Annotated in this window: 24 protein-coding genes; 9 read left to right on the top strand and 15 right to left on the bottom strand. The window is 60.3% G+C overall.

The window, feature by feature from the left end; genetic code table 11:
• The first annotated feature begins 27 nt into the window (after positions 1-27).
• The 4 genes from AB4N53_RS00120 to AB4N53_RS00105 all read left to right on the top strand — a co-directional run bounded on the left by AB4N53_RS00120 (position 28) and on the right by AB4N53_RS00105 (position 2,197).
• Positions 28-714 carry a spermidine synthase gene (locus AB4N53_RS00120; protein WP_016771229.1) on the top strand — a complete coding sequence of 229 codons (687 nt, stop codon included), beginning with the start codon at positions 28-30 and terminating at the stop codon, positions 712-714.
• 49 nt (positions 715-763) lie between these two features.
• Positions 764-1,135 (top strand): YajD family HNH nuclease, encoded by a 372-nt coding sequence (locus AB4N53_RS00115; protein WP_166222644.1) that lies wholly within the window; start codon positions 764-766, stop codon positions 1,133-1,135.
• Positions 1,136-1,267: 132 nt separating this feature from the next.
• Entirely contained in the window at positions 1,268-1,738 is a 471-nt protein-coding gene (locus AB4N53_RS00110; protein ID WP_007911337.1) for an RNA methyltransferase, read from the top strand.
• Positions 1,739-1,819: 81 nt separating this feature from the next.
• Complete coding sequence (locus AB4N53_RS00105; protein ID WP_101158542.1) at positions 1,820-2,197, top strand: YgaP family membrane protein; 378 nt, start codon at positions 1,820-1,822, stop codon at positions 2,195-2,197.
• Positions 2,198-2,318: 121 nt separating this feature from the next.
• Here the strand turns inward: AB4N53_RS00105 and AB4N53_RS00100 are convergent, their stop codons facing one another.
• The gene (locus AB4N53_RS00100; protein WP_460124979.1) at positions 2,319-2,768 is read right to left on the bottom strand and encodes a YcgN family cysteine cluster protein; all 450 of its coding nucleotides are present in this window, start codon (positions 2,766-2,768) and stop codon (positions 2,319-2,321) included.
• A 165-nt stretch (positions 2,769-2,933) separates the two neighbouring features.
• Here AB4N53_RS00100 and AB4N53_RS00095 point away from each other — a divergent pair, with 165 nt between their 5' ends.
• Positions 2,934-3,527, top strand: a complete 594-nt coding sequence (locus AB4N53_RS00095) for a nitroreductase family protein (RefSeq protein ID WP_460124976.1) — start codon at positions 2,934-2,936, stop codon at positions 3,525-3,527.
• Between the two features lie 123 nt (positions 3,528-3,650).
• Here the strand turns inward: AB4N53_RS00095 and AB4N53_RS00090 are convergent, their stop codons facing one another.
• The 4 genes from AB4N53_RS00090 to AB4N53_RS00075 all read right to left on the bottom strand — a co-directional run bounded on the left by AB4N53_RS00090 (position 3,651) and on the right by AB4N53_RS00075 (position 7,925).
• Positions 3,651-4,583 carry a D-2-hydroxyacid dehydrogenase gene (locus AB4N53_RS00090; RefSeq protein WP_460124973.1) on the bottom strand — a complete coding sequence of 311 codons (933 nt, stop codon included), beginning with the start codon at positions 4,581-4,583 and terminating at the stop codon, positions 3,651-3,653.
• A gap of 105 nt (positions 4,584-4,688) precedes the next feature.
• The gene (locus tag AB4N53_RS00085) at positions 4,689-4,982 is read right to left on the bottom strand and encodes a YcgL domain-containing protein (protein WP_016771234.1); all 294 of its coding nucleotides are present in this window, start codon (positions 4,980-4,982) and stop codon (positions 4,689-4,691) included.
• On the bottom strand, positions 4,979-6,112 hold the full coding sequence (gene rnd, locus AB4N53_RS00080; protein WP_460124969.1) for a ribonuclease D: 1,134 nt from the start codon (positions 6,110-6,112) through the stop codon (positions 4,979-4,981). The genes AB4N53_RS00085 and rnd overlap by 4 nt, the downstream gene beginning before the upstream one ends.
• A gap of 163 nt (positions 6,113-6,275) precedes the next feature.
• Positions 6,276-7,925, bottom strand: coding sequence for a phosphoethanolamine transferase (locus tag AB4N53_RS00075; protein ID WP_460124966.1), 1,650 nt, complete (start codon positions 7,923-7,925; stop codon positions 6,276-6,278).
• Positions 7,926-8,328: 403 nt separating this feature from the next.
• On the opposite strand from AB4N53_RS00075, the gene AB4N53_RS00070 reads away from it, so the two are divergent.
• Together AB4N53_RS00070 and AB4N53_RS00065 are read left to right on the top strand one after the other, a co-directional pair.
• A complete protein-coding gene (locus tag AB4N53_RS00070) occupies positions 8,329-9,501 on the top strand; it encodes a cyanate transporter (RefSeq protein ID WP_460124963.1) in 1,173 nt (390 codons plus the stop codon).
• Between the two features lie 176 nt (positions 9,502-9,677).
• Positions 9,678-10,613: a LysR family transcriptional regulator gene (locus AB4N53_RS00065; protein WP_024012014.1), complete on the top strand. Its 936-nt coding sequence runs from the start codon at positions 9,678-9,680 to the stop codon at positions 10,611-10,613.
• Between the two features lie 3 nt (positions 10,614-10,616).
• Here AB4N53_RS00065 and AB4N53_RS00060 read toward each other — a convergent pair whose 3' ends face one another.
• The 6 genes from AB4N53_RS00060 to AB4N53_RS00035 form a co-directional block, all read right to left on the bottom strand.
• Positions 10,617-10,982 (bottom strand): 5-carboxymethyl-2-hydroxymuconate Delta-isomerase, encoded by a 366-nt coding sequence (locus tag AB4N53_RS00060; protein ID WP_041478855.1) that lies wholly within the window; start codon positions 10,980-10,982, stop codon positions 10,617-10,619.
• A 153-nt stretch (positions 10,983-11,135) separates the two neighbouring features.
• Positions 11,136-12,065, bottom strand: coding sequence for a LysR substrate-binding domain-containing protein (locus tag AB4N53_RS00055; protein WP_460124959.1), 930 nt, complete (start codon positions 12,063-12,065; stop codon positions 11,136-11,138).
• 90 nt (positions 12,066-12,155) lie between these two features.
• Complete coding sequence (locus tag AB4N53_RS00050; RefSeq protein ID WP_460124956.1) at positions 12,156-14,261, bottom strand: DUF6311 domain-containing protein; 2,106 nt, start codon at positions 14,259-14,261, stop codon at positions 12,156-12,158.
• Positions 14,258-14,644 (bottom strand): GtrA family protein, encoded by a 387-nt coding sequence (locus AB4N53_RS00045; protein ID WP_460124953.1) that lies wholly within the window; start codon positions 14,642-14,644, stop codon positions 14,258-14,260. The genes AB4N53_RS00050 and AB4N53_RS00045 overlap by 4 nt, the downstream gene beginning before the upstream one ends.
• On the bottom strand, positions 14,641-15,351 hold the full coding sequence (locus AB4N53_RS00040) for a class I SAM-dependent methyltransferase (RefSeq protein ID WP_460124950.1): 711 nt from the start codon (positions 15,349-15,351) through the stop codon (positions 14,641-14,643). Before AB4N53_RS00040 ends, AB4N53_RS00045 begins: the two co-directional genes overlap by 4 nt.
• A gap of 3 nt (positions 15,352-15,354) precedes the next feature.
• Entirely contained in the window at positions 15,355-16,320 is a 966-nt protein-coding gene (locus AB4N53_RS00035) for a glycosyltransferase family 2 protein (protein WP_460124947.1), read from the bottom strand.
• Positions 16,321-16,594: 274 nt separating this feature from the next.
• Between AB4N53_RS00035 and AB4N53_RS00030 the strand changes: the two genes are divergently transcribed.
• Positions 16,595-16,786, top strand: a complete 192-nt coding sequence (locus AB4N53_RS00030; RefSeq protein ID WP_016771242.1) for a YegP family protein — start codon at positions 16,595-16,597, stop codon at positions 16,784-16,786.
• Between the two features lie 115 nt (positions 16,787-16,901).
• Here AB4N53_RS00030 and AB4N53_RS00025 read toward each other — a convergent pair whose 3' ends face one another.
• From AB4N53_RS00025 to AB4N53_RS00015, 3 genes are all read right to left on the bottom strand, one after another.
• Positions 16,902-17,879, bottom strand: a complete 978-nt coding sequence (locus AB4N53_RS00025) for an SDR family oxidoreductase (protein WP_460124944.1) — start codon at positions 17,877-17,879, stop codon at positions 16,902-16,904.
• 19 nt (positions 17,880-17,898) lie between these two features.
• Entirely contained in the window at positions 17,899-18,129 is a 231-nt protein-coding gene (locus AB4N53_RS00020; RefSeq protein WP_460124941.1) for a hypothetical protein, read from the bottom strand.
• Positions 18,130-18,220: 91 nt separating this feature from the next.
• Positions 18,221-19,798, bottom strand: coding sequence for a histidine kinase famiy protein (locus AB4N53_RS00015; RefSeq protein WP_460124938.1), 1,578 nt, complete (start codon positions 19,796-19,798; stop codon positions 18,221-18,223).
• A gap of 217 nt (positions 19,799-20,015) precedes the next feature.
• Between AB4N53_RS00015 and AB4N53_RS00010 the strand changes: the two genes are divergently transcribed.
• Positions 20,016-20,987: a ribonuclease Z gene (locus AB4N53_RS00010; RefSeq protein WP_460124935.1), complete on the top strand. Its 972-nt coding sequence runs from the start codon at positions 20,016-20,018 to the stop codon at positions 20,985-20,987.
• Here AB4N53_RS00010 and AB4N53_RS00005 read toward each other — a convergent pair.
• On the bottom strand, positions 20,984-21,446 hold a 463-nt coding region (locus AB4N53_RS00005), incomplete at its 5' end, for a chromate transporter (RefSeq protein WP_460145084.1). The two genes, AB4N53_RS00010 and AB4N53_RS00005, sit on opposite strands and share 4 nt — an antisense overlap.

Here is a 21,446-nt window from a genome sequence, read left to right as displayed (position 1 = left end):
CTTGCCTTCCCCCCTTTAGAGATTTCCATGAAACGTTTCGTTCTGCTCGACACCACCCCGATCCCCGAAAACGGCGGTGCCCTGTGCCTGTTCGAGTATGGCGAGGATTTCGTCATCAAGATTCAGGGCGGCGATGGCGGGCAGTTGATGAACACGCGCATGCACGGTTCCGAAGATGCACTGGCCGAGATTCCCTGCCGCAAGGTCGCCGGCCGGCCGAACTCGCGGGTATTGATCGGCGGCCTGGGCATGGGTTTCACCCTCGCCTCGGCACTCAAGCATCTGGGCAAGTCCGCCGAAGTGGTAGTCGCTGAGCTGGTGCCCGGCGTGGTCGAGTGGAATCGCGGCCCGCTCGGGGAAAAGTCCGGTCGGCCATTGCTCGATCCGCGCACGGTGATCCGCATGGAAGACGTGGCCAACGTCCTGCAAAGCGAGCCGAACGGTTTCGATGCGATCATGCTCGACGTCGACAACGGCCCCGAAGGCCTGACTCAAAAGGCCAACAGTTGGTTGTACTCCGCTGCGGGTCTGAATGCCTGCGCCAAAGCCCTGCGCCCCAAAGGCGTGCTGGCCGTGTGGTCGGCCAGCGCCGACCGGCAGTTTTCCGACAAATTGAAGAAGGCCGGTTTCAAGGCCGAAGAAGTCCAGGTTTTCGCCCACGGCAACAAGGGCACCCGTCACACGATCTGGATTGCCGAGAAGCTCAAGGGCTGAGCTAAACTCTGCGCATAACCGTCATCAGTCTTTCTGCAAAGGTGAACCCATGAGTTCGTCCACCCCCACCAACACGTCGAAGCTGGACCGCATTCTCGCCGACAACCAGCGCGACAAGGAAATGGGCTACCGCGACAAGGCCCTGAAGATGTACCCGCATGTCTGCGGCCGCTGCGCCCGCGAGTTTTCCGGCAAGCGCCTGAGCGAACTGACCGTGCACCACCGCGACCACAACCACGACAACAACCCGCAGGACGGCTCCAACTGGGAGCTGTTGTGCCTGTATTGCCACGACAATGAACACTCGCGTTACACCGATCAGCAGTATTTCGGCGACGGCTCGCTGAGCACACCAAAAATCGCCAAAGCCACGCATAACCCATTTGCCGCGCTGGCCGGGTTGATGAAGAAAGACGATTAAAAAGCAAAAGATCGCAGCCTTCGGCAGCTCCTACAGGGTGTACGCCATTCAACTGTAGGAGCTGCCGAAGGCTGCGATCTTTTGATCTTATCCCCGTATAATCGCCCTCTTTTTCCCGAAGGCACCCCGCTCGTGGCAGACAAACGGTACAGCTGCATTGGTTTGTATAACCCCAAATCACCAGAGAACGTCGGTTCGGTGATGCGCGCCGCAGGCTGTTACGGCGTGGCATCGGTGTTCTACACCGGCAAGCGTTATGAACGCGCCGCCGACTTCGTCACCGACACCAAACGCGTGCACTACGACATCCCGCTGATTGGCATTGATGACCTGAAAAAAATCCTCCCGCTCAACTGCGTGCCCGTCGCTGTGGAACTGGTCGAAGGCGCCCGTCCATTGCCGGAATACACCCACCCCGACCGCGCTCTGTACATCTTCGGCCCGGAAGACGGTTCGCTGGATAAAGAGATTCGCGACTGGTGCGAAGACGTCGTGTACATCCCGACCACCGGCTGCATGAACCTCGCCGCCACCGTCAACGTCGTGCTCTACGACCGCATGGCCAAAGGCCTGAACACCCGCTCCGGGCCGAAATTCCGCTGAAGCGTCGCACATTCGATGGAACAAGCTGACCGCCCCGGCAGTCAGCTTATCTATCAATCGCACCCTGCCTGGAGATAGATCATGAGCGAGCTCAAACGCGTAGAACGCATCGAATCCACCCCGTTCCAGTCGCCTGCGCACAAGAACGTGCACGGCTGGGAGCGCGTCGGCTCGTTGACCGGCGGCGTGCTGATGGTCGGCAAGGGCCTGCGCCGTGGCGGCGTGTTCGGCCTGATTCAAGTGGCACTCGGCGGCATGGCCGTGGCCCGTGGCATTACTGGCCACTGCTCGGCGAAAAGCCTGCTGGAAAAAGGCCGTCAGGACATGAACAACGTGCGGGCGAAGATCGAACGCGCCGGGGAAGAACTGAGCAAGCTGAAAACCAATGCTGAAGTGGCCACCGAAACAGCCACCGTCACCGGCAATGATTCGCTGGTCTCGCCGAAAGCCGGCGTCTGAGGCTTTAAAGCAAAAGATCGCAGCCTGCGGCAGCTCCTACACGGAATCACGTTTTCCATTGTAGGAGCTGCCGAAGGCTGCGATCTTTTGATCTTTACGGGTTCAACAACCCACCACCTCATCAACCCGCGCGGAAAATCAGATGATCTTCCCAATCATCCTCCGGCACGTTGCCTTCGGCGAGCATGCGCCCGGACTGGGAAATCCGCTCGTGGTGCACCGCATCACGGTCGCCACACACCAGGTGATGCCATAGCGGCAGATCCTTGCCCTCGCTGACCAGACGATAACCGCAGGTCGGCGGCAGCCATTTGAACTCTTCCGCCTGACCCGGTGTGAGCTGGATGCAGTCAGGAACAAACTTGATCCGGTTCGGATAATCGCTGCACTGACAGGTTTTCAGATCCAGCAGTTTGCAGGCGATGCGCGTGTAATAGACGCTGTTGTCTTCTTCATCCTCGAGCTTTTGCAGGCAGCACAGACCGCAGCCGTCGCACAGCGATTCCCACTCCTCATGATCGAGTTGATCGAGGGTTTTGCGTTTCCAGAACGGTTCGACTATGGCGGCCATGGCTCAAGCATCAACATCAAGGTGGTGAAAAGGCCGCCAGTCTAGTGCCAGCGGACGCAAGGGCCAAGCGCTGGCGACTGTCGGTAAATCCGCTTGTCAGCCCCAGCGCCGCCCAGTAGGGTTTTGCAGCGAACTTCTTCCCCATCCGTTGCAAGGAATCCGTGCATGAGTGCCAACCCTCGCGTTGCCGATTACGCCATTCACCCGCAGTTCACCGAGCGCTGGTCGCCCCGCGCTTTTACGGGCGAAGCGATCCCTGAAGAAACCCTGCTGAGCTTCTTCGAAGCCGCGCGCTGGGCGCCGTCGGCGTACAACTCGCAACCGTGGCGTTTTCTCTATGCACGTCGCGACACGTCGAACTGGGAACGTTATCTGGGCCTGCTCAACGAGTTCAACCGTAGCTGGGCGCAGCATGCTGCGGCGCTGGTGATCGTGATTTCGAAAACCACTTTTGTTGCACCGGGCGCCAGCGAGGAAACGCCGGCGCTGTGGAGCACCTTCGACACCGGTTCGGCATGGGGTCATCTGGCGCTGCAGGCGAGCCTCAGCGGCTGGCACACCCACGGCATGGCCGGCTTCGATCAGGAATTGACCCGCAAGGAACTCAACATCCCCGAAGAATACGCCCTGCATGCGGCGGTCGCAGTGGGCAAACTGGGTGACAAGGCAACCCTGGCCGAGTACCTGCAAGCCCGCGAAACACCGAGCCCGCGTCGCCCGCTGAGCGAGCTGGTGGCTGAGGGCGATTTCACCTTATAAGCCACGATGCAAAGCAAATGTGGGGGCGGGCTTGCTCGCGAAAGCGGTGGTTCAGGCAACATTGATATCGACTGAACCGGCGCCTTCGCGAGCAAGCCCGCTCCCACAGTGGTTGGATGCGAATCAATATCCGCGGGTGAAATCCACTTCCCCACGCAACGCCTCACCCGCCTCGTACGCCTTCAGGTTCTGCACAAACAGATCCACCATCAGCGCTGGCGAGGTCGGTGCCGAACTGTGCCCGGTCAGCAGCAAGCCCCACGCGGTCCAGAATGGGTGGCGTTGCGGCAATGGCTCCTGACGGCAGACGTCGATCACCGCGCCGGCCAAGTGCCCTTCTTTCAAAGCCTCGACCAGATCGGCATCGACCACCGCGACACCCCGTCCGGCGTTGATGAACAAGCCGGTCGGTTTGAATTGCCTGAACAGCGCTGCGTCGTAGATATCGTGGGTGTGCTCGGTGTTCGGCAGCAGATTGACCACGTAGTCCACTTCGCCCACCAACCGTGGCAGATCGGCCAGCGCGCCGACTTCGACAAACGGCGCCTGTTCGCGGGCGGTGCTGGCGACGCCGTACAGCTCGACGCCGAACGGCAGCAGAAATTGCGCGACACTCTGGCCAATGTCACCGGTGCCGACGATCAGGACCTTGCGCCCGACCAGACTCTGGCCGCTGCGGTTGTCCCACTTGCGCTCGACCTGGCTGACCAGCCGCGCCAGCACTTCGCGCTCGTGGCCAAGGATATAGGTCAGCACGTATTCGGCCATGACCTGACCAAAAATCCCCACGGCGCGGGTCAGGCGATAATCGCGGCGCAGGCCGTCCGCGAGCAGCGGCGTGATGCCGGCCCAGGTCGATTGCAGCCATTGCGGTTGATGGCCCTGGCGCAACAGGGTCGCCAGCAGATCCGGCTGGCCCAGCCACACCGGGCAATCGGCGGCCTGCCGCGCCAGTTCGGCAGAGTCGCCGCTGGTCAGGACTTCGAGCTCGGGCAGTGCCTGACGCAGCAGGCGGGCGTATATCGCGTGGTCGTGTTCAGCAATCAGAACGCGCATCTTCAAACCTTTCGCAAACCGTGCAGACGGCCGCCGGGTTGGGGCCGGCCATCGCGGTAAAAACAGTTCCAGGGTTAACCGAGGCCCAGAACAGGGCCTCGCGGGTCAGACCGGGTCGTTGCGTCGCAGCAACTCTTCGGGCAGGTGCTCGATGTACTCGTCCTCGGCCGGCGGCATTTGCAGGTGATAGCCCTGCTTGTCGAGGTTTTCCAGGACCACGGTGATGTCTTCGCTGGCCAGTTTGCGCTCGGGCGACAGCACCAGATCGAAGGAATGCTTTGCTTTGCCGAAAGCCGTCATCAGCGCATCCGGCACGCGCTCGAGCGCATCGCTCTTGAGCACGTAGAGATACATGCCGCTGCGCTTGGAGCTTTGGTAGATGGAGCAAATACGTTTCAAGGCTGTTCTCCGGCGGTGGCCAGGCTGTCGAGCAGCTTCTGGCCGAGCAATTCGCGGCGCCAGCCACGCAGCGAATCGGGCAATTGGTAAGGACCCTCGGGGAAACCGCTTTTGACCAGGGCTTCGAGGGTTTTCTTGCGTAGCATCAGTTCCGGGGCAATACCCAGGCGCTCGGCCTCAGCCTGACCCAGTGCGCGCAATTGTTTGATCAGCGCAGCGGCTTCGATCGGCAACGGCTCGGGCACTGCCGGCGGCCATTGATCAGGGCCCACACTGCCAGAGCGCTTGATCAGATCAAGCAGAAACTGACCGTCCTGACGTACGGTACGCGGGTGCATGTCTTCGATCTTGCCCAGCGCCGCGAGGTTATCCGGCTGCGTGCGGGCCAGGGGCCACAGCGAATGTTCACGGACGATGCGGTTGCGCGGCAGGTCGCGGGCGCGGGCTTCTTTTTCGCGCCAGGCGCACAGCTCACGCAGCACGGCGAGTTGCGCACGAGACAGCTTCCACGCCAGTTTCGCGTCGCGATAGACCTCGTACGGATCGGTCTCGCGGCGCAGGTTGGCAACCAATTCGGCGCCATCCTCCAGCACCCAGGCGAACTTGTCGGCGGACAGCTTGGGCCGCAACTCGACGAACACCTCGGCCAGATGCACGGCGTCTTCGGCGGCATAGCTGATCTGGGTTTCGGACAGCGGACGCTGCAACCAGTCGGAGCGGGTTTCGCCCTTGGGCAGGTCGATGCCGAGCACTTCCTGCACCAGACGCGAGTAGCCCATCGAGAAACCGAGATTCAGATAAGCGGCGGCCAGTTGCGTGTCGAACAACGGCGCCGGCAGGCTGCCGGTCAGGCGCAGCAGCACTTCGAGGTCCTCGCTGCAGGCGTGCAAGACTTTCAGCACTGCCGGGTTCTCGAGCAACGCGGCCAGCGGTTGCCAGGCGTTGATGGTCAGCGGATCGATCAAGTAGGCGCGTTTGCCGTCGCCGATCTGCAACAGGCCGGCAATCGGGTAGAAGGTGTCGACCCGCATGAATTCGGTGTCGAGGGCAACGAACGGCAGCTGCTGCCACTCGGCGCAAAACTGCGCGAGGCTTTCGTTGTCGCGAATCCAGTGAATATCGATAGCCACACGGCTCTCCCTTGAAGAATGGCGCGCAGTATATATCGCTACCGACGATTTACGCGCCTTTGCAGGGCAAGAGCTGTAAGGAAATGTCTTGCCTGTCAGCAAGAATAGTCTGACAGCAGAAACAGAAAGGCCCGTCGCATCGACGCGACGGGCCGCAAACGCTTTACTCCTTGGCCAACACACCGTCGATCACCGCGCCACGACAGCCGGCAAACATGTCCAAGGCAGGTTGATAGACGCTGCTGCGCACTTCCAGCAGGCCGAGCATCGAGTGAAACAGATTGTCCTGGCTCAGCGGTTTGTCACGGCTCATTTGCAGGCAATGGGTGTCGACCGAGTAGGCCTTCTGATAGCTGTCGGAGAACCACGCCAGCATCGCGACATGCTTTTGTTGTTCAGGCGCCAGCATGTACGGCGTGCCGTGCAGAAACAGGTTGTACTCGCCCAGCGATTCACCGTGATCCGACAGATAGAGCATGGCGGTGTCGACTTTGTCCTGATTGCTGCGCAGCACATCGATCAGGCTCGCCAGCACATGGTCGGTGTACACCAGCGTGTTGTCGTAACCGTTGACGATACTTTCGCGGCTGCAATTGTTCAGCGCGTTACTTTCACAGACCGGAGTGAAGTGTTCGTACGCCTTGGGATAACGCTTGAAGTAGTCCGGGCCATGACTGCCCATCTGGTGCAGCACCAGCACGGTGTCCTTGTCCAGATGATCGATAAAACTTTGCAGCCCTTGCAGGAGGATTTCATCGCGACATTCGCTGTTGGCGCACAATGCCGGGTCCTGCAACTTGCTGACATCCTGCACCGTGACGCGGTCGCAAGTGCCTTTGCAGCCGGACTGGTTATCGCGCCATATCACATCGATGCCGGCGCGCTTGAGCACATCAAGCAAACCTTCTTCGTTCCTGGCCTTGCTGGCGTTGTAATCCTTGCGGCCCATGTTGGAGAACATGCACGGCACCGAGACCGCCGTTTCCGTGCCGCAGGAATGCACATCGGTGAAAGCGATCAGCCCGGCCTCTTTGTCAAGTTGCGGTGTGGTGTCGCGGTCATAACCGAGAATGCCGAAGTTCTGCGCCCGCGCACTTTCCCCCACCACCAGCACCGTGAGGGATTTGCGTGGCTGGAGCTGCAAGTCGGGATTGCGCTGGGCGTCCTCGCCGATCTTGACAAACGGCTGCTGCGCCGAGACCACTTGCTCCTGCAGATAACCAATGGATGCGCCGATGTAATTGCTCGGCACCAGCATCAGGCGAATTTCGTGGTGATTGCGAAACAGCGACGACAAGCCTTGATAGTTGGCCAATGCCACAACACCGATCACCGCCGCCGAGGCAACACTGACAATAACTTTACTGAACAACTCACGATGCCAGCGCCGATAATTGACCGGCACTTTCCACAACAACAAACATGGCAAAACACCCAGCAAGAGAATATAAGCGAATAATTTCAACGAGAGCAGATCACGCACTTCCGTCGCATTGGTTTCGGCAAAGTTGCGCAACATGCCGGCATCGATCATCACGCCATATTGGCTCATGAAATAAGCCACGCCGGCGCTGACTAAAAACAAGAGAGTCAACAGTGGTTTAAGCACTGGCCGGAAAGCGAATAATGTAAGAACAATGTTGAACGCGGCAAAGATCATCACGCCGAACGCCACGCGCATGGCGATGCCCTTGCCGTCGGCAGCGGTGATCTCGAACAGATGTTGCCAAAGCACCAGATTGAAACCGAGCAACAAAAAGGCGCTGGCAAACAACGTCACCCATTCCGGGCGCACGGCTTTTAACTTCAACATGATGAGTGACAGTTCCTGAAAGAAGAGCCTCGTCAATTGTGAAAATTTCATTCACCGAGGCATGACAAACTTTAGGCAGCCACGGATCAATTTTTCGTGAAAAAGATGCTAATGATTAGTTGCTTCGGACTACGAAAGTGAAAGTTTGTGAGTATTTGAGAATGGTTCAGGTTTTATTCAGTTTCAGGCATTGCGCAATTTCCTCTGTGGGAGCGAGCCTGCTCGCGAAAGCGGAGTGTCAGCAAATGATTGTTGGTCTGGAGTAACGCATTCGCGAGCAGGCTCGCTCCCACAGGGGAACATGGGTGTTATCGAGTTTTTAGGTCTGACCCCGTGTTTTCTGATTTGCCGATGCGGGGGACGCCACGCCTAATCATCAGCCCCTGGACTCGAAGGCCCGCCGATGAATCACACCCGCCCCGCCGCTTGGCTGATGCTCGCAATCATTCTTGTCGCACTTAATCTGCGCCCCTCAATGGCAGCCATCGGGCCGCTGCTGTCGGCGATCCGTAGCGATATCCCGTTGAGCTTCACCCTTGCCTCTCTGTTGACGATGCTGCCGGTGATGGCCATGGGGCTGGCGATGTTTTTCGGCCTGAGCATCAGCCGGCGCCTGGGCGAACAACGCACGGTGCTGCTGTCGCTGCTGGTCATCGGGCTGGCGAGCCTGTCACGGCTGTTTATCTATTCGGCGAACGAGCTGATCGTCAGCGCGATACTGGCTGGCATTGGCATAGCCCTGATTCAGGCATTAATGCCGGCGCTGATCAAATCGCGCTTTCCTGACAACGTGGCGTGGTGCATGGGCGTCTACGTCACTTCGATCATGGGCGGTGCCGCAATTGCCGCCTCGTTCGCGCCACTGGTGACAGCGCAGGCCGGGAGTTGGCGCGTGGGACTCGCTGTTTGGGCAGGGCTGGCATTGCTCGCATTGCTGGTCTGGTGCTTGCAGCTTGCGCCAGCCATAACAACGGTGACCAAACGAGAGTCTTTCATCACCCGCCCTCGCGCCTGGTTGCTGGCGATTTTCTTTGGCCTCGGTACGGCGTCCTATACCTGCGTCCTCGCTTGGCTCGCTCCGTACTACATGGAAAAGGGCTGGAGCGAACAAAACGCCGGGTTGCTGTTGGGTTTTCTTACAGCAATGGAGGTTATTTCCGGGCTGGCAGTGCCAGCGATCGCTAATCGCAGTCGTGATCGGCGTGGGATATTGGCGGTTCTGCTGTTGCTGATCATCGGCGGTTTCTGCGGGCTGATTCTCGCCCCGCCACACCTTGCGCTGCTTTGGCCGTGTCTGTTGGGGCTGGGGATTGGCGGTCTGTTTCCGATGAGCCTGATTGTCGCGTTGGATCACTGCGACGAGCCGCAGCGCGCCGGTGGCCTGACCGCGTTTGTACAGGGGATCGGTTATCTGATCGCAGGACTGTCGCCGCTGTTGGCAGGGATGATTCGCGATCGCCTGGGCAATTTCGAAGGCGCGTGGTGGACGCTGACAGCGGTGATGGTGATCATGCTGCTGATGGTGATGCGCTTCGACCCTCGCCACTACGCACGCCACTTGCCCGGCCCGGACTAGAGGCCTCTGGCCATCTTTTCCACACGGAATCGGCTACGTCGTGTTGCTAAAAGTTTCTGTCCCACATGTGTCCGTGAAATGCCCTACAAGGGTTTCTCCTGGCACCATCGTTCCGTTAGGATCGTACGCACACGTTTGCGCGAATTCTGCGCAAGGGGCACAGCGAGACGGAACTCATGCTGAACAGTAATTTGCTTCGCAAGCTCGACATGCAGGACTTGATGGTATTTGTTGCCGTGTACGAGCAGAGCAGTGTCACCGATGTCTCGGAAACCCTGTTCGTCAGCCAGTCCACCGTCAGTTATTGCCTGAAGAAACTGCGCACCAGTTTCGAAGACGAATTGTTCATCAACACCCGCACCGGCATGCGCCCGACCTACAAGGCCTGCAGCATGTACGGCCATGTGCAGAAAATCCTCGAAAGCATCAACCTCTGCCACGCCGGTGCCCCGGCCTTCGACCCGAGCCGGCAGGCGGTGACTTTCAACATCTGCGCCCCGGAATATTTCGAGCAGTTGATTCTGCCGCGTCTGTTGAAGCGCTTCGACTTCGACGACTTGCCGGTGATGGTCAACATGCACAAATTCGAAACCGATGTGCCAGCCGAAGAGTTGCGCGACGGCAGCCTCGATCTGGTGATCAGTTTCGGCCCGCACTTTCACCGCCAGCATGCGGATCTGAAATCACGGATGCTGCTTGAAGATGACCTGGTCTGCGTTTTCGACAAACGCGCCACGCCGCTGGAGCCGCGCCTGAGCCTGCAAGCATTCACCGAACGTCGGCATGTGTTCCCGACGCCGTGGACTTCGAGCACCAACATGGTCGACGGCTGGCTGGCACGGCAAGCGCAGAAACGTCAGATAGTGGCGCGCTCGAACAGCTACAGCGCCGCGTTGAAGATGATCACCGGCACCGACTTCATCCTCACCCTGCCCCGACGTATCCAGCGTTTGCTGACCAACGACGCGGTGTTCAATCACTGCGAGGCGCCCAATGGCTTGCCGGGGTTCACCCTCGACATGCAATGGAGCCAGAACGCCGATCAGGACAGCGCCAACGTCTGGCTGCGCGAGCAGGTGATTCAGGTGTGCAGCGAGCTGGAAAACGCCTGAGCATCAGATGCCGATCGCGGCCTTGCTGTAGGACTCGCGATCGATGTCGAGCAGTTCGACACACAGCTGGACCTCGAGCCCGGCCGGCCATTCGCAGAGTTCCTGCAACACTGCCAGCAGACTTTGCGAGAGCTGCTTCTTGATCTCCGCCGAGCGCCCGCTGAGCAAGGCCAGTTTCACATGGACAAAGGCACGCTCGCCCTGCGCCGTGCCGACCTTGAAGTTGTCGATCTTGATCGCGCGGCTCTTGATATCGAACTCCGCGCCGAACTGACCGGAACCGACCAGGGTGTTGTTGAGCCGGATCAGGGCGATGTCAGCGTTCAACTGCGTCAGGTTGGCGGTGTATTCCATGTGCAGGTGTGGCATTGCGGATCTCCAGTCGGCGGATGCGGGGGCGTACATATACCACAGTCGGCTCAACGCATTACCTGTAGGAGCTGTCGAGTGAAACGAGGCTGCGAGCTTTTGATTTTGTCTTTCTTACAATCAATATCAAAAGATCGCAGCCTTCGGCAGCTCCTACAAGGGTTCGTGGTGCTCAGTTGGCCGTTCACTCATGAACGCTTCCAGCCGCGAGCGCAACCAGCGTTCGGCCGGGTCGCTGTCGACGTGGCTGAGCCAGACCATCGACAGGTCCAGCGTCGGCGTCTTGAACGGGAACGGTTCCTGGAACAGCGCCCCGGACGCCGCCATCGCCGCTGCGGTGTAATCCGGCAGGCTGGCAATCAGGTCAGTGCCGGCCAGTAACGCCGGCAGTGCGCTGTATTGCGGCACCGACAACACCACCTGCCGCGTGCGCCCCAGTTCCGCCAGCCACTCATCGGCGTAGCCACTGACATTGGCCGTGTGCGAAACCAGCACATGCGGGCGAGCGCAATATTCGTCGAGGGTCAGCGGCGTAGCAGAGGCATCGGCGCGCAGGATGCTTGGCTGGATATGTCGCAGCAGTTTGCGTTTGGCGTTGGCCGGCAGGCCACGGGTCTGGCTGATGCCGACGGTGATATCGCCGGCAGCGAGCAGGTCGGGAATGCGCCAGTAATCGACATGTTGCACCACGAACACCACGCTCGGCGCTTCCTGGCGCAGCGCACGCAACAGCGGCGGCAGCAGGCCGAATTCGACGTCGTCGGACAGGCCGATGCGAAAGGTCATGGTGCTGGTGGCGGGGTCGAAATCGCGGGTCAGGCTCAGCGCCGCCGACAGTGAATCCAGTGCCGGTTTGAGATGGCGGTAAATGTCTTCGGCACGAGCCGTCGGCTCCATGCGATGGCCGACGCGGATGAACAGCGGGTCGTTGAGCATCGTGCGCAAACGGTTGAGTGCCGAACTGATGGTCGGCTGGCCGAGGAACAGCTTCTCCGCCGCGCGGGTCACGTTGCGTTCGAGCATCAGGGTCTCGAACACCACCATCAGGTTGATGTCGGCCTTGCGTAGTTCATTGCGGTTCATCCTTTGCCCCTGCTCCCCGGAATAGCGGCAGTGTAGAAAGGCCCATGAACCACGTCTATGGGCCCGTGCGCAGACATGCGCCGCGCAGATTCAATGCAGGGTCAGGGCTCGAATACCAATGGCCAGCTTGCGCGGATCGAGTCCCATGCCAAGGGCTCTAGGGCTGATGGCGTCGGCGTACTGAAAACGAATCACCAACACGCCTTCACGCTCGATGCGCTGCTGGACTTCGGCTGGCAGTTCAACGCTGACAACGTTCGCTTCGGGCTTGAGCAAACGGGTGGAGAGCACCGGCACCTCGTTGACGATGACCTCCAGCCCCTGTTCGGTATGCGACGGCGCAATCAAAGCATTGGCTTCCAGCACAAATGACCTCACCGGGGCCTCGGGCCGCAGAATGATCTGCGATTCGCTGCCCTCGGACCACGTGCCCCACGGTTCGCTTTTCGACCATCCGCTGCCGAGGAAAAACGTCGCCAGGCTGGTAACGTTGAAGGTCACGCGCTCGTTCGACTTCAGCGGCGAGATCAGCGTCAGCGGATCAGCAGCGCTGATGGGCGAGCAATCGGCGCAACGCTTCCAGCCCGGTGCCAGCACGTTCAAACCGTCGATTCTGGCGAGCACGTCGGTCTCCCGGTTCAGGGTCAGCGCTGCCGGCAGCACGGTGCGGCTATCGAGTACGTACAGCGTATCGGCGGCGTATTGGCCAGAGCTGACCATCTGGTCGGACACAGCCTGAGCCGCCTCGGTCGCCTTGGTACTGGCGCGGCCGAGGTAGACCGCATTGGTCGGCAGATGATGGCGCCCGGCAAACTCGGCGAGCGTTCGCCACTGCTCCGGATAATTCTCCGGGCGCAGCCAGCGCACTGCCTGATAATGGCGAGCCGCCTGATCCCAGAACGGATCAACCAGCGGCGTCTGCCATTGTGCCGCTGGTGTGACCATGAACAGGTTGCGCGACTCTCCCCAGCCGGACCGCGTATCCGCCACTTGCAGCACCAGAGCAATGCTCAGCAAAATTCGTGCGGTGCGCCGGGGGTGCCCATGAATCACCACGTACAGGACGGCGAAAATCGCCATGTACATGACCGGCCAGATCATCCGCCCCGAACCGCGAAAAATCGTCGCCACCGCCACCACTGCATCCGGCAGCGGGATGTGCAATTCGAATGGGCCGACACCGATGTTGTTGGAAAAGGCGAACAGCGCCAGGCCTGCCAGTGCGAGCAGCAGCCACGGGTAGCGACGCATCTTGCGACGAACATCGGTACCGCGTTGCAGCCAGGCCAGGAAAGCGCAGATGAGCAGAAACACCACACCCAGGCCAAGGAACGCAAAACCGTCGCCATCGCCCAATACGCCCGGCATGTCGCGCAGAGCAAACGACCAGGTGCCCGGGTCGAAAAAGCTCAGCACATTGGCGCGGAACAGACCGTAGCCCATCAGTGCCAGGCCGTCGTCGCCGACGCTGAAGTAGCCCGCCTGCCAGCAACACAGACTCACCAGCAAAAACAGACCGATCAGTTCGGCTACAGCTTTGCGCGGCGCCAAATGTCGCCGCAGGGTGTGCGCTGCGAGATCGGCGAGCCAGATCAGCGCAATCATCGCCAGCAAATAGGCGTGGACCAGCGCGGCCGCCGCCAGCAACGTGCCCCAGGCCAGACAGCGTTTTGGCGTGAATGGCCGCAGCGCCAGGTACAGCGCGGCCAGCAACATGAAATGCCCGCCCAGGGACAGGTGCACGCTCATGCGGACCAACATGGCCGGAACGAACAAAAACAGCCCGGTACCCAGCAACCGCAGTACCGCGTCGCGGCTCACCAGGCCGAGCAGTTTCCAGGCAAACCAGCTCTGCAGAATGAAGCAGGTCAGCAACCACAGTCCGAAGTACTGAAACGGCTCCGGCAACAGCGCCGAAAACGGCTTGAACAGAAAGGCAAACAGCGGATTGGAATCGGAAAAAATCAAGCCGTTGGCCAACTCCAGTCCATAAGACGGATTGAGCCCCAGCGGAAAGCTCCATGGCGAGTGCCGGAAAAACACCCAACCCTGGTAATGGGTGGCCGGGTCGCCGTCGCCCAGCCAGGCAATGTTCATCGGGTTCAACGCCCGTGGGCCGACCACGATAAGAAACGCCAGAATGCCTAGCAGCACAGGCAACAGCGCCGCCGCCCGAGAGTTTGAGCAAAGCTTCATCGATACGTCCAGAAATTATGCAAAACGAAAGTGAACGCCGGCACCGTCAGGGCCACGGCGCCGATTCCGAGCAGATAATGCAACCCAGCCATTTGCGCCGCCCAGGCAACCAGCATCGCCAATAGGAAACCGCCCGCCGAGACCGACACAAAGCGCAGTAACGTGCGCCCGTGCAGGCGAGCTGAAAAGCTCCAGGTGGTATTGATCACATACGACACAACGGTCGCCACGGCAAAGGCGAAACCATTGGCCAGCGGCGGTTCGGGTGCGATGAACCGGATGAACATCACGGCCACCAGCGCATGCAGCGCAGTGACAAACAGCCCGGTCAGGGCAAAACGCAGACCACGGCGGACCAGTGCTGACCGTTCACTGCCGATCACGGTTTCTGCGCCAGCACGAAGACACTCAAACCGGCCAGCCGGTTTTTGCCCATCAGCGGCAACTCCAGTCGGCACAGAGTCTTGAGCACGCTGTTGACCAATGGATGATGACGTTTGAGCTGCGACTGTGGCGGTGCCTCTCTGGAACCCTGCGGCAGCAGGCGCAACGCAGCGGCGATCGGAAACACCGCACCGAAATAATAGGCGCCGCGCTGCACCGTCAAACCGGCATCGCCAGCCAGCGTTTCGAATTGCGCAAGGGTGTAGCGGCGCTTGTGCTCGAGAAAATCATCATGCCCGCTCCAGAGAAACTGGAACGCCGGGACAGTCATCAGAAAGCGACTGCCCGAAGGCACCTTATCAACATAACTTCTGAGCAGGGCGAGATCGTCGTCGACATGCTCGAGCACGTCCATCAGCAACACCAGATCGGCATCGATGCTGTCGATGCCGCGTCGGTAATGCACCGGTTTGCCAGCGGTGGTGGCGCTTGAATCGGCGGGATAACTGATGTCGACGCACCACGCCTCATGCGCGTCGGTGTGGGTCAGCAGATGATGCGAGAAAAACCCCGAGCCGGCACCGACATCGAGGATCCGCCGAATCGGCGCGTCACCCAGCAAACGCCGAGTCGCCGCCGCTTTGCAGCAGTAGTACCAATGCTCATCGATGCTGTCGCCGAGGATGTCGGTTTCCTTGAGATCCATCTGTCAGTCCTTCGGGTCGTAGACGCGACGCACCAGAAAAACCGGCCGGCGTTTGGATTCGATATAGGTGCGGCCGAGGTATTCGCCGAGTACGCCAATGCCGATCAATTGCAGACCGCCAAGGAACGTGACTGCGACCATCAGCGAGGCATAACCGGGCAAGTCGACGCCGTGGATCAGTGTGCGCAGGACGATGAACATGGCGAACGCAAACGACACCAGCGAAACTGTCGCCCCCAGATAAGTCCAGACCCGCAACGGCTCGGTGCTGAAGCTGGTGATGCCTTCGAGGGCGAAATTCCACAGCCGCCAACCATTGAATTTGCTCTGCCCCGCTACGCGCTCGGGGCGTTCGTAGTCGACATGAGTGGTGCGAAAACCGACCCAGGCGAACAGACCTTTCATGAAGCGCCGCGACTCGGGCAGGGTCAGCAAGGCATCGACCACGCAGCGATCCATCAGGCGGAAGTCGCCAACGTTCTCCGGTAACGGCTGTTCGGCGATGCGGTTGTGCAGGCGATAGAACCAGTGGGCCGAGGTCGACTTGGCCCACGTATCACTGCGGCGGCTGATCCGATGGCCGAGCACCACTTCGTAACCATCGCGCCAGCGCTCGATCATCTGCAAGATGACTTCAGGCGGGTCCTGCAGATCGGCGTCGATCGGCACCACGATCTGCCCGCTGGCCATTTGCAGACCGGCCGAGAGTGCCGCTTCCTTGCCGAAGTTGCGACTCAGGTCGACGATCCGCAGCCGCGAATCCTGCTGCTGCCGTGCAAGCAAGCGCTCAAGGGTCGCATCGGTACTGCCGTCGTTGATAAAGACCAGCTCAAGATCGATCAGCGCTTGTGCGTGAAAGACCTCGTCGATGCGCGAAAGAAAGCTGTCGAGGCTGTCGGCCTCGTTGAAAACGGGGATCACCAGCGACAACGTCACCTGCCCGGCCTGTTGCGTTCCGTGCTCAGTCAAAGGAGTGCTCTTTTTATAGTTTGTCGGTCATCGAAAGTTTTTCGAGGCCATGAGCCGTCCCGTATTAAGCAGTAGCCGGCACCGGCACGCAAGCAGGACGCGGCGTCATATCGGCCAATTCGCCGGGCACACGCGGCGCTCTGGCCTGCGTCTTTCAGAAATATCCGCGAACGATTGGAAACAAATCCGCGATAGCCAAAAAACCCTGCTGCGCTAGGCTTGCGTCGATGCGCCACAGAGGCTGGCGCGCCTATCTATCGCAAGGAGCGAACCCATGTATTTCGAAATCTACCGACAAACCCGCGGCACTCCGAGCACTGGCAAGGGCCAATGGCGCTGGCGACTGCGCGCACGCAACCACGAGACGGTGGCCAGTGGTGAGTCATATGTGAACAAGGCTGATTGCCTACACGTGATCAACCTGATCAAAGCGGTACAGGGCGAAACGCCGATCAAGGAGATCTGAACGAAACCACAGTCATCAAAGGTGCATGTGCTGCATTAGTCGCTGCCATGCGCCCGACCGCCCCTAGCAGCGGGCGCGCGGAGATGCGTCGACAGTTGAGCGAACCAGGAAAGCATCAAAGCTGTAACAGAACTACGCCGACCAATATGGCAATCACTGCCGATATCGCCATCACTTGAGTAGACGTCAACGCCAGCGCCGCGTCCCTGGAACGACCGACGAACCGGCCGCGAATCTGATGCAAACCCGGCTGCGCCTCGAACAGGTTGTCCGGGTGCTCGTTGTCCTCAGGCTCGTTGGTTTGCTGGCCAGACCAGGCGGCGCGTGCCATCAGACGGTCGAGCAAACCCGGCATGACCGATTGGCCAATAATCGCTTTGATCGTTGATCCACCGAGCCACAGCTCGCGAGGTGGATGCTTGACCACACTGAAAATCGCCCGCGCTGCCACGTCGGGGTCGTGGATCGGTGGCACGGGTTGCGGGCGCTTGGGCAATTTGTTGCGCGCCCAGTCAAACTGCGGCGTGTTGATCGCCGGCAGTTGCACCATGCACACGCGAATACGGCTGCGCTCATGCAGCAATTCGCAGCGTAATGAGTCGGTGAACCCGCGCACGGCGAATTTTGCCCCGCAGTAAGCGGCCTGCAGCGGGATAGCACGATAGGCCAGCGCCGAGCCGATCTGGATGATCAATCCTTTGTTACGCGGACGCATCAACGACAGTGCCGCCAGGGTACCGTGGACGGTGCCGAGATAGGTCACCTGAGTAACGCGCTCGATCTCGGCGGCGGACAACTGTTCTATCGGCGAGAGTACCGTGACCATCGCTGCGTTGACCCACACTGCCAGCGGCCCGAGGTGGGCTTCCAGTTGCTGCGCGGCCTCCTGCACAGCCAGCGCATCGGCGACATCGACGCTGACCGTTTCCACCTGGACCCCATACGCTTGCAGCTCCTCTTGCGTAGCGGCCAGTCCCGCCGGATCGCGCGCCAGCAGGCCGATGCGGTAACCGCCGGCGGCAAACCGGTGAGCCGCCGCGCGCCCGACGCCGGCACTGGCGCCGCAAATCACCACCACTGGTTGCTCCTGCATGGATCGTCCTCTCTGACGCTCAGTCAATCGGCCCGATATTGATCATCAGGTCTTCGCCCAGCCCTTGCACCTTGGCCAGCACATCCACTGGCGTCTCGCTGGAAAAATGCACGACATAACCCATGCCGCTGCCGTCCTCTTCGATTGCACTGACCCACGACTCCACCTCGTCAGCATCCAGCCCCAGGGCCTGGCCGAATTGGCCGTTGCGGTGATCGGAATCGGTTTCGTCCATCGGATAATCGCTCATTGCCAACATCTCCTCGGGGATCGTGCCCCTCACTGGTTGTTCAATGCGGTCTTTAGGATGGACGCCGAACGTGCGCCGTCAGTTCGTTTTTTCAGCCGAGCATCGAGCGCAGCTTGCGCAGCAGATCCACCGGTGCGTAAGGCTTGGCGATCAATTCGAATTCATTGTCAGCCAGCTCATTGGGCGTCGACTCGTCCGCGCAGTACCCGGTCGTCAGCAGGATCTGCATGGCCGGATAGCGCTGGCTGATTTCCCGCGCCAGTGCCAACCCGTTCATCTCACCGGGCATGACCAGATCAGTGAAGACCAGCTCATAGTCGCTACTCTGCAGTACTGCCAACGCCTCGCGCGCATCTGCAGCGATGTCGGTGCGGTAACCGTGTTCGGACAGAACCAGACGCGCCAGCTGAGCAACCTCCGGACGGTCCTCGACGATCAGAATGCGCTCGGTGCCTTTGAGATTTTCGGCATCGGGCGACGATTCCGACACCGCCGGCAGACTGTCGTCGGCCGCGAAGAACAGACGCACCGTGGTGCCGAGTCCCGGCGTCGATTCGATTTTGACGACCCCGCCGGATTGCTTGACGAAGCCATAGACCATCGACAGCCCGAGGCCCGCCCCGCTGCCTTCTTCTTTGGTGGTGTAGAACGGCTCCATGACCTTGTCGAGATCGTCGGCGGCAATGCCCACGCCGTTATCGGCGATCGCGATGCAGACGTAACGCCCCGCCGCCAGTCCGCCCTGATGTGGATCGGTCGCGTCCGGGACAACGACGTTGCGGGTCTGCACGGTGATGATCGGCTGTTGCTGCTGCCCCAGCGCATCGCGAGCATTGGACAGCAGATGATTGAGCGCCATCTCGGCCTGCGCCGGGTCGAGGCGGCAATTCCACAAGTCCTCGGCGAAGTCGAACTGCGGCTCCAGAGCAGCAGATTCCGGCGACGGCAGCGTTGACCGCTCAAGCAAGGCATTGAGATTGATCACCCGCCCCTCAAGCCGTTGTCGGCGGGAGAATGCCAGCAGATGCTGGGTCAGCAAACGTGCTTTTTCCGCCGCCGCGCGGGCGTGGCCTGCGCCGACGACAATGCGCTGCGGATCGATGCTCGGCCGTTTGGCGGTGTGCTGGATCAGCTCGATGTAGCCGATCATCACTTGCAGCAGGTTGTTGAAATCGTGAGCAATGCCACCGGTCAACTGTCCCAGTGCTTCCATGTTCTCGCTATAACGCAAGCCGTCCTCGGCGTCGCGGCGGCGGCTGACGTCCATTTGCGAGGCGAAGAAATACACCAGTTGCCCGCGCTCGTTGAATAGCGGCGCGATAAACAGCTCGTTCCAGAACGACGAGCCGTCCTTGCGATAGTTGAGCACCTCCACGCAGGTTTCGTGTTGATGTTTCAGCGCTTGCTTGACCTGTTGCAACACCGCGCGATCAGTCTGCTCGCCTTGCAGAAACCTGCAGTTGCGCCCGAGCACTTCTTCCAGCTCGTAGCCGCTGAGTTCAAGAAACGCATTGTTGGCAAAAATGATGGGATCATCGGGCTGTGCAGGGTCGGTGACGATCATGGCCATGCGGCTGACCTGCACCGCCGCGAAGAACACATCTTTGCGCTCTGGCGAAAGGACCGCTGCATCGGCGCGGTCGACGATCGGCCTGGATTTTCTTGGCAAGTTGACCTCCGCTAAGTGACTCCGTTTCGCTGTGACCGTCATCAGCGAGCGAAGTGCCAAGGCCGCACACCGCCAGGGCGGGTGTCCGATGAATTGTCCCGGTACTTCAATGGATCCGAATTACCTCGCTGATTGTCGAAAGCACACCAAGAACTGCACGCAGTTATCGCGTCTGGCAGTCTGCATGTTCAAATTCGATCCGCCAGGGAGAACCACCGTGGACTTGTTGTTTCTGGGCACGTCTGCCGGCGTGCCGACCCGCCAGCGCAACGTCAGCGCGACGGCACTGATCGCGTCTGCCGGCAAGGGCTGGTACCTGATCGATTGCGGTGAAGGCACCCAGCATCAGGTGCTGCGCACGCCGCTGTCGCTGAGCGAGTTGCGGGCGATTTTCATCACCCACGTGCATGCCGATCACTGCCTGGGCTTGCCGGGTCTGTTGGCGAGCACCGGCATGTCCGGACGCACGCGACCGCTGGACATTATTTTGCCGGCGGCGCTGCATCCGTGGCTGAAAATGAGCCTTGAGGTGACGCAATCGCATCTGCCATTTGAGATCAACCTGCACGCTGTGGAAACGCTTACCGAATGGCGCAATGTCAACGTCCAGGTGCAGACCGTCGAGTTGTCGCACCGTGTGCCGTGTCATGGTTATGTATTCACCGAGTCCGACCCGGAACCGCGTCTGGACGTGCGGCGCCTGGATGCCGAGGGCATCGAACGCGGCCCGCTCTGGGGTCAGTTGGCCCATGGGCAGGACGTGGAGGTTGACGGCCGGATGCTGCACGCTCGCGACTATCTGCTGAGCGCGCGACCTGATCGACGCATCGTTGTCTGCGGCGATAACGATCGGCCGGCATTGCTGGCCGAAGTGGCGCAATCGGCGGATGTGCTCGTGCATGAAGCGACATTCGTGCAGGCAGCAATCGACCGCGCTCGTGCCAGTTACGGCCACAGCAGCGCCGCCGCTGTCGCCGGTTTCGCCGAATCAGCCGGGGTGCGCAATCTGGTGTTGACGCATTTCAGCGCGCGCTATCAGGCCAATCCGGCGGTGAGCCCGTCGATCGAAGATGTGCGCAGTGAAGCGGCTGCGCTGTATCACGGCCAACTGATTCTGGCGCGGGATCTGCAGCGTTATCACCTCGACCGTTTGGGGCATTTGCAGCCCGTGGTCTGCAGAGGCTTTTAACGCAGTAAATGCATCACCAACCCAACCAACGCACAGCCCAGCAACACCTGAATCACTCCGCGTTTGAAGCGAAACAGCGCAACGGCTGCCGCAATGGCGATCAATGCCGAGGGCCAATCCAGGCTGCCGCTGAAACCCTGCGGCCAGAGCACGTGGTAGCCGAAGAAACACGCCAGGTTAAGTATCACGCCGACCACCGCAGCGGTGATCGCGGTCAGCGGTGCGGTGAATTTGAGTTCGTCGTGCGTCGACTCCACCAGCGGGCCGCCGGCGAGGATGAACAGGAATGAGGGCAGAAAGGTAAACCACGTCACCAGCGCGGCGGCGACCGCTCCGGCCAGGAACACTTGATCGGCGCCGAACACCTGCGCCACATAAGCACCGACAAAACCGACAAAGGCCACCACCATGATCAGCGGCCCGGGCGTGGTTTCACCCAGCGCCAGCCCGTCGATCATC

The sequence above is a fragment of the Pseudomonas sp. H3_E04 genome (genome assembly GCF_054668915.1).
The sequence above is the reverse complement of the archived record's forward strand: the minus strand, read 5'-3'. Positions and strand labels throughout refer to the sequence as shown.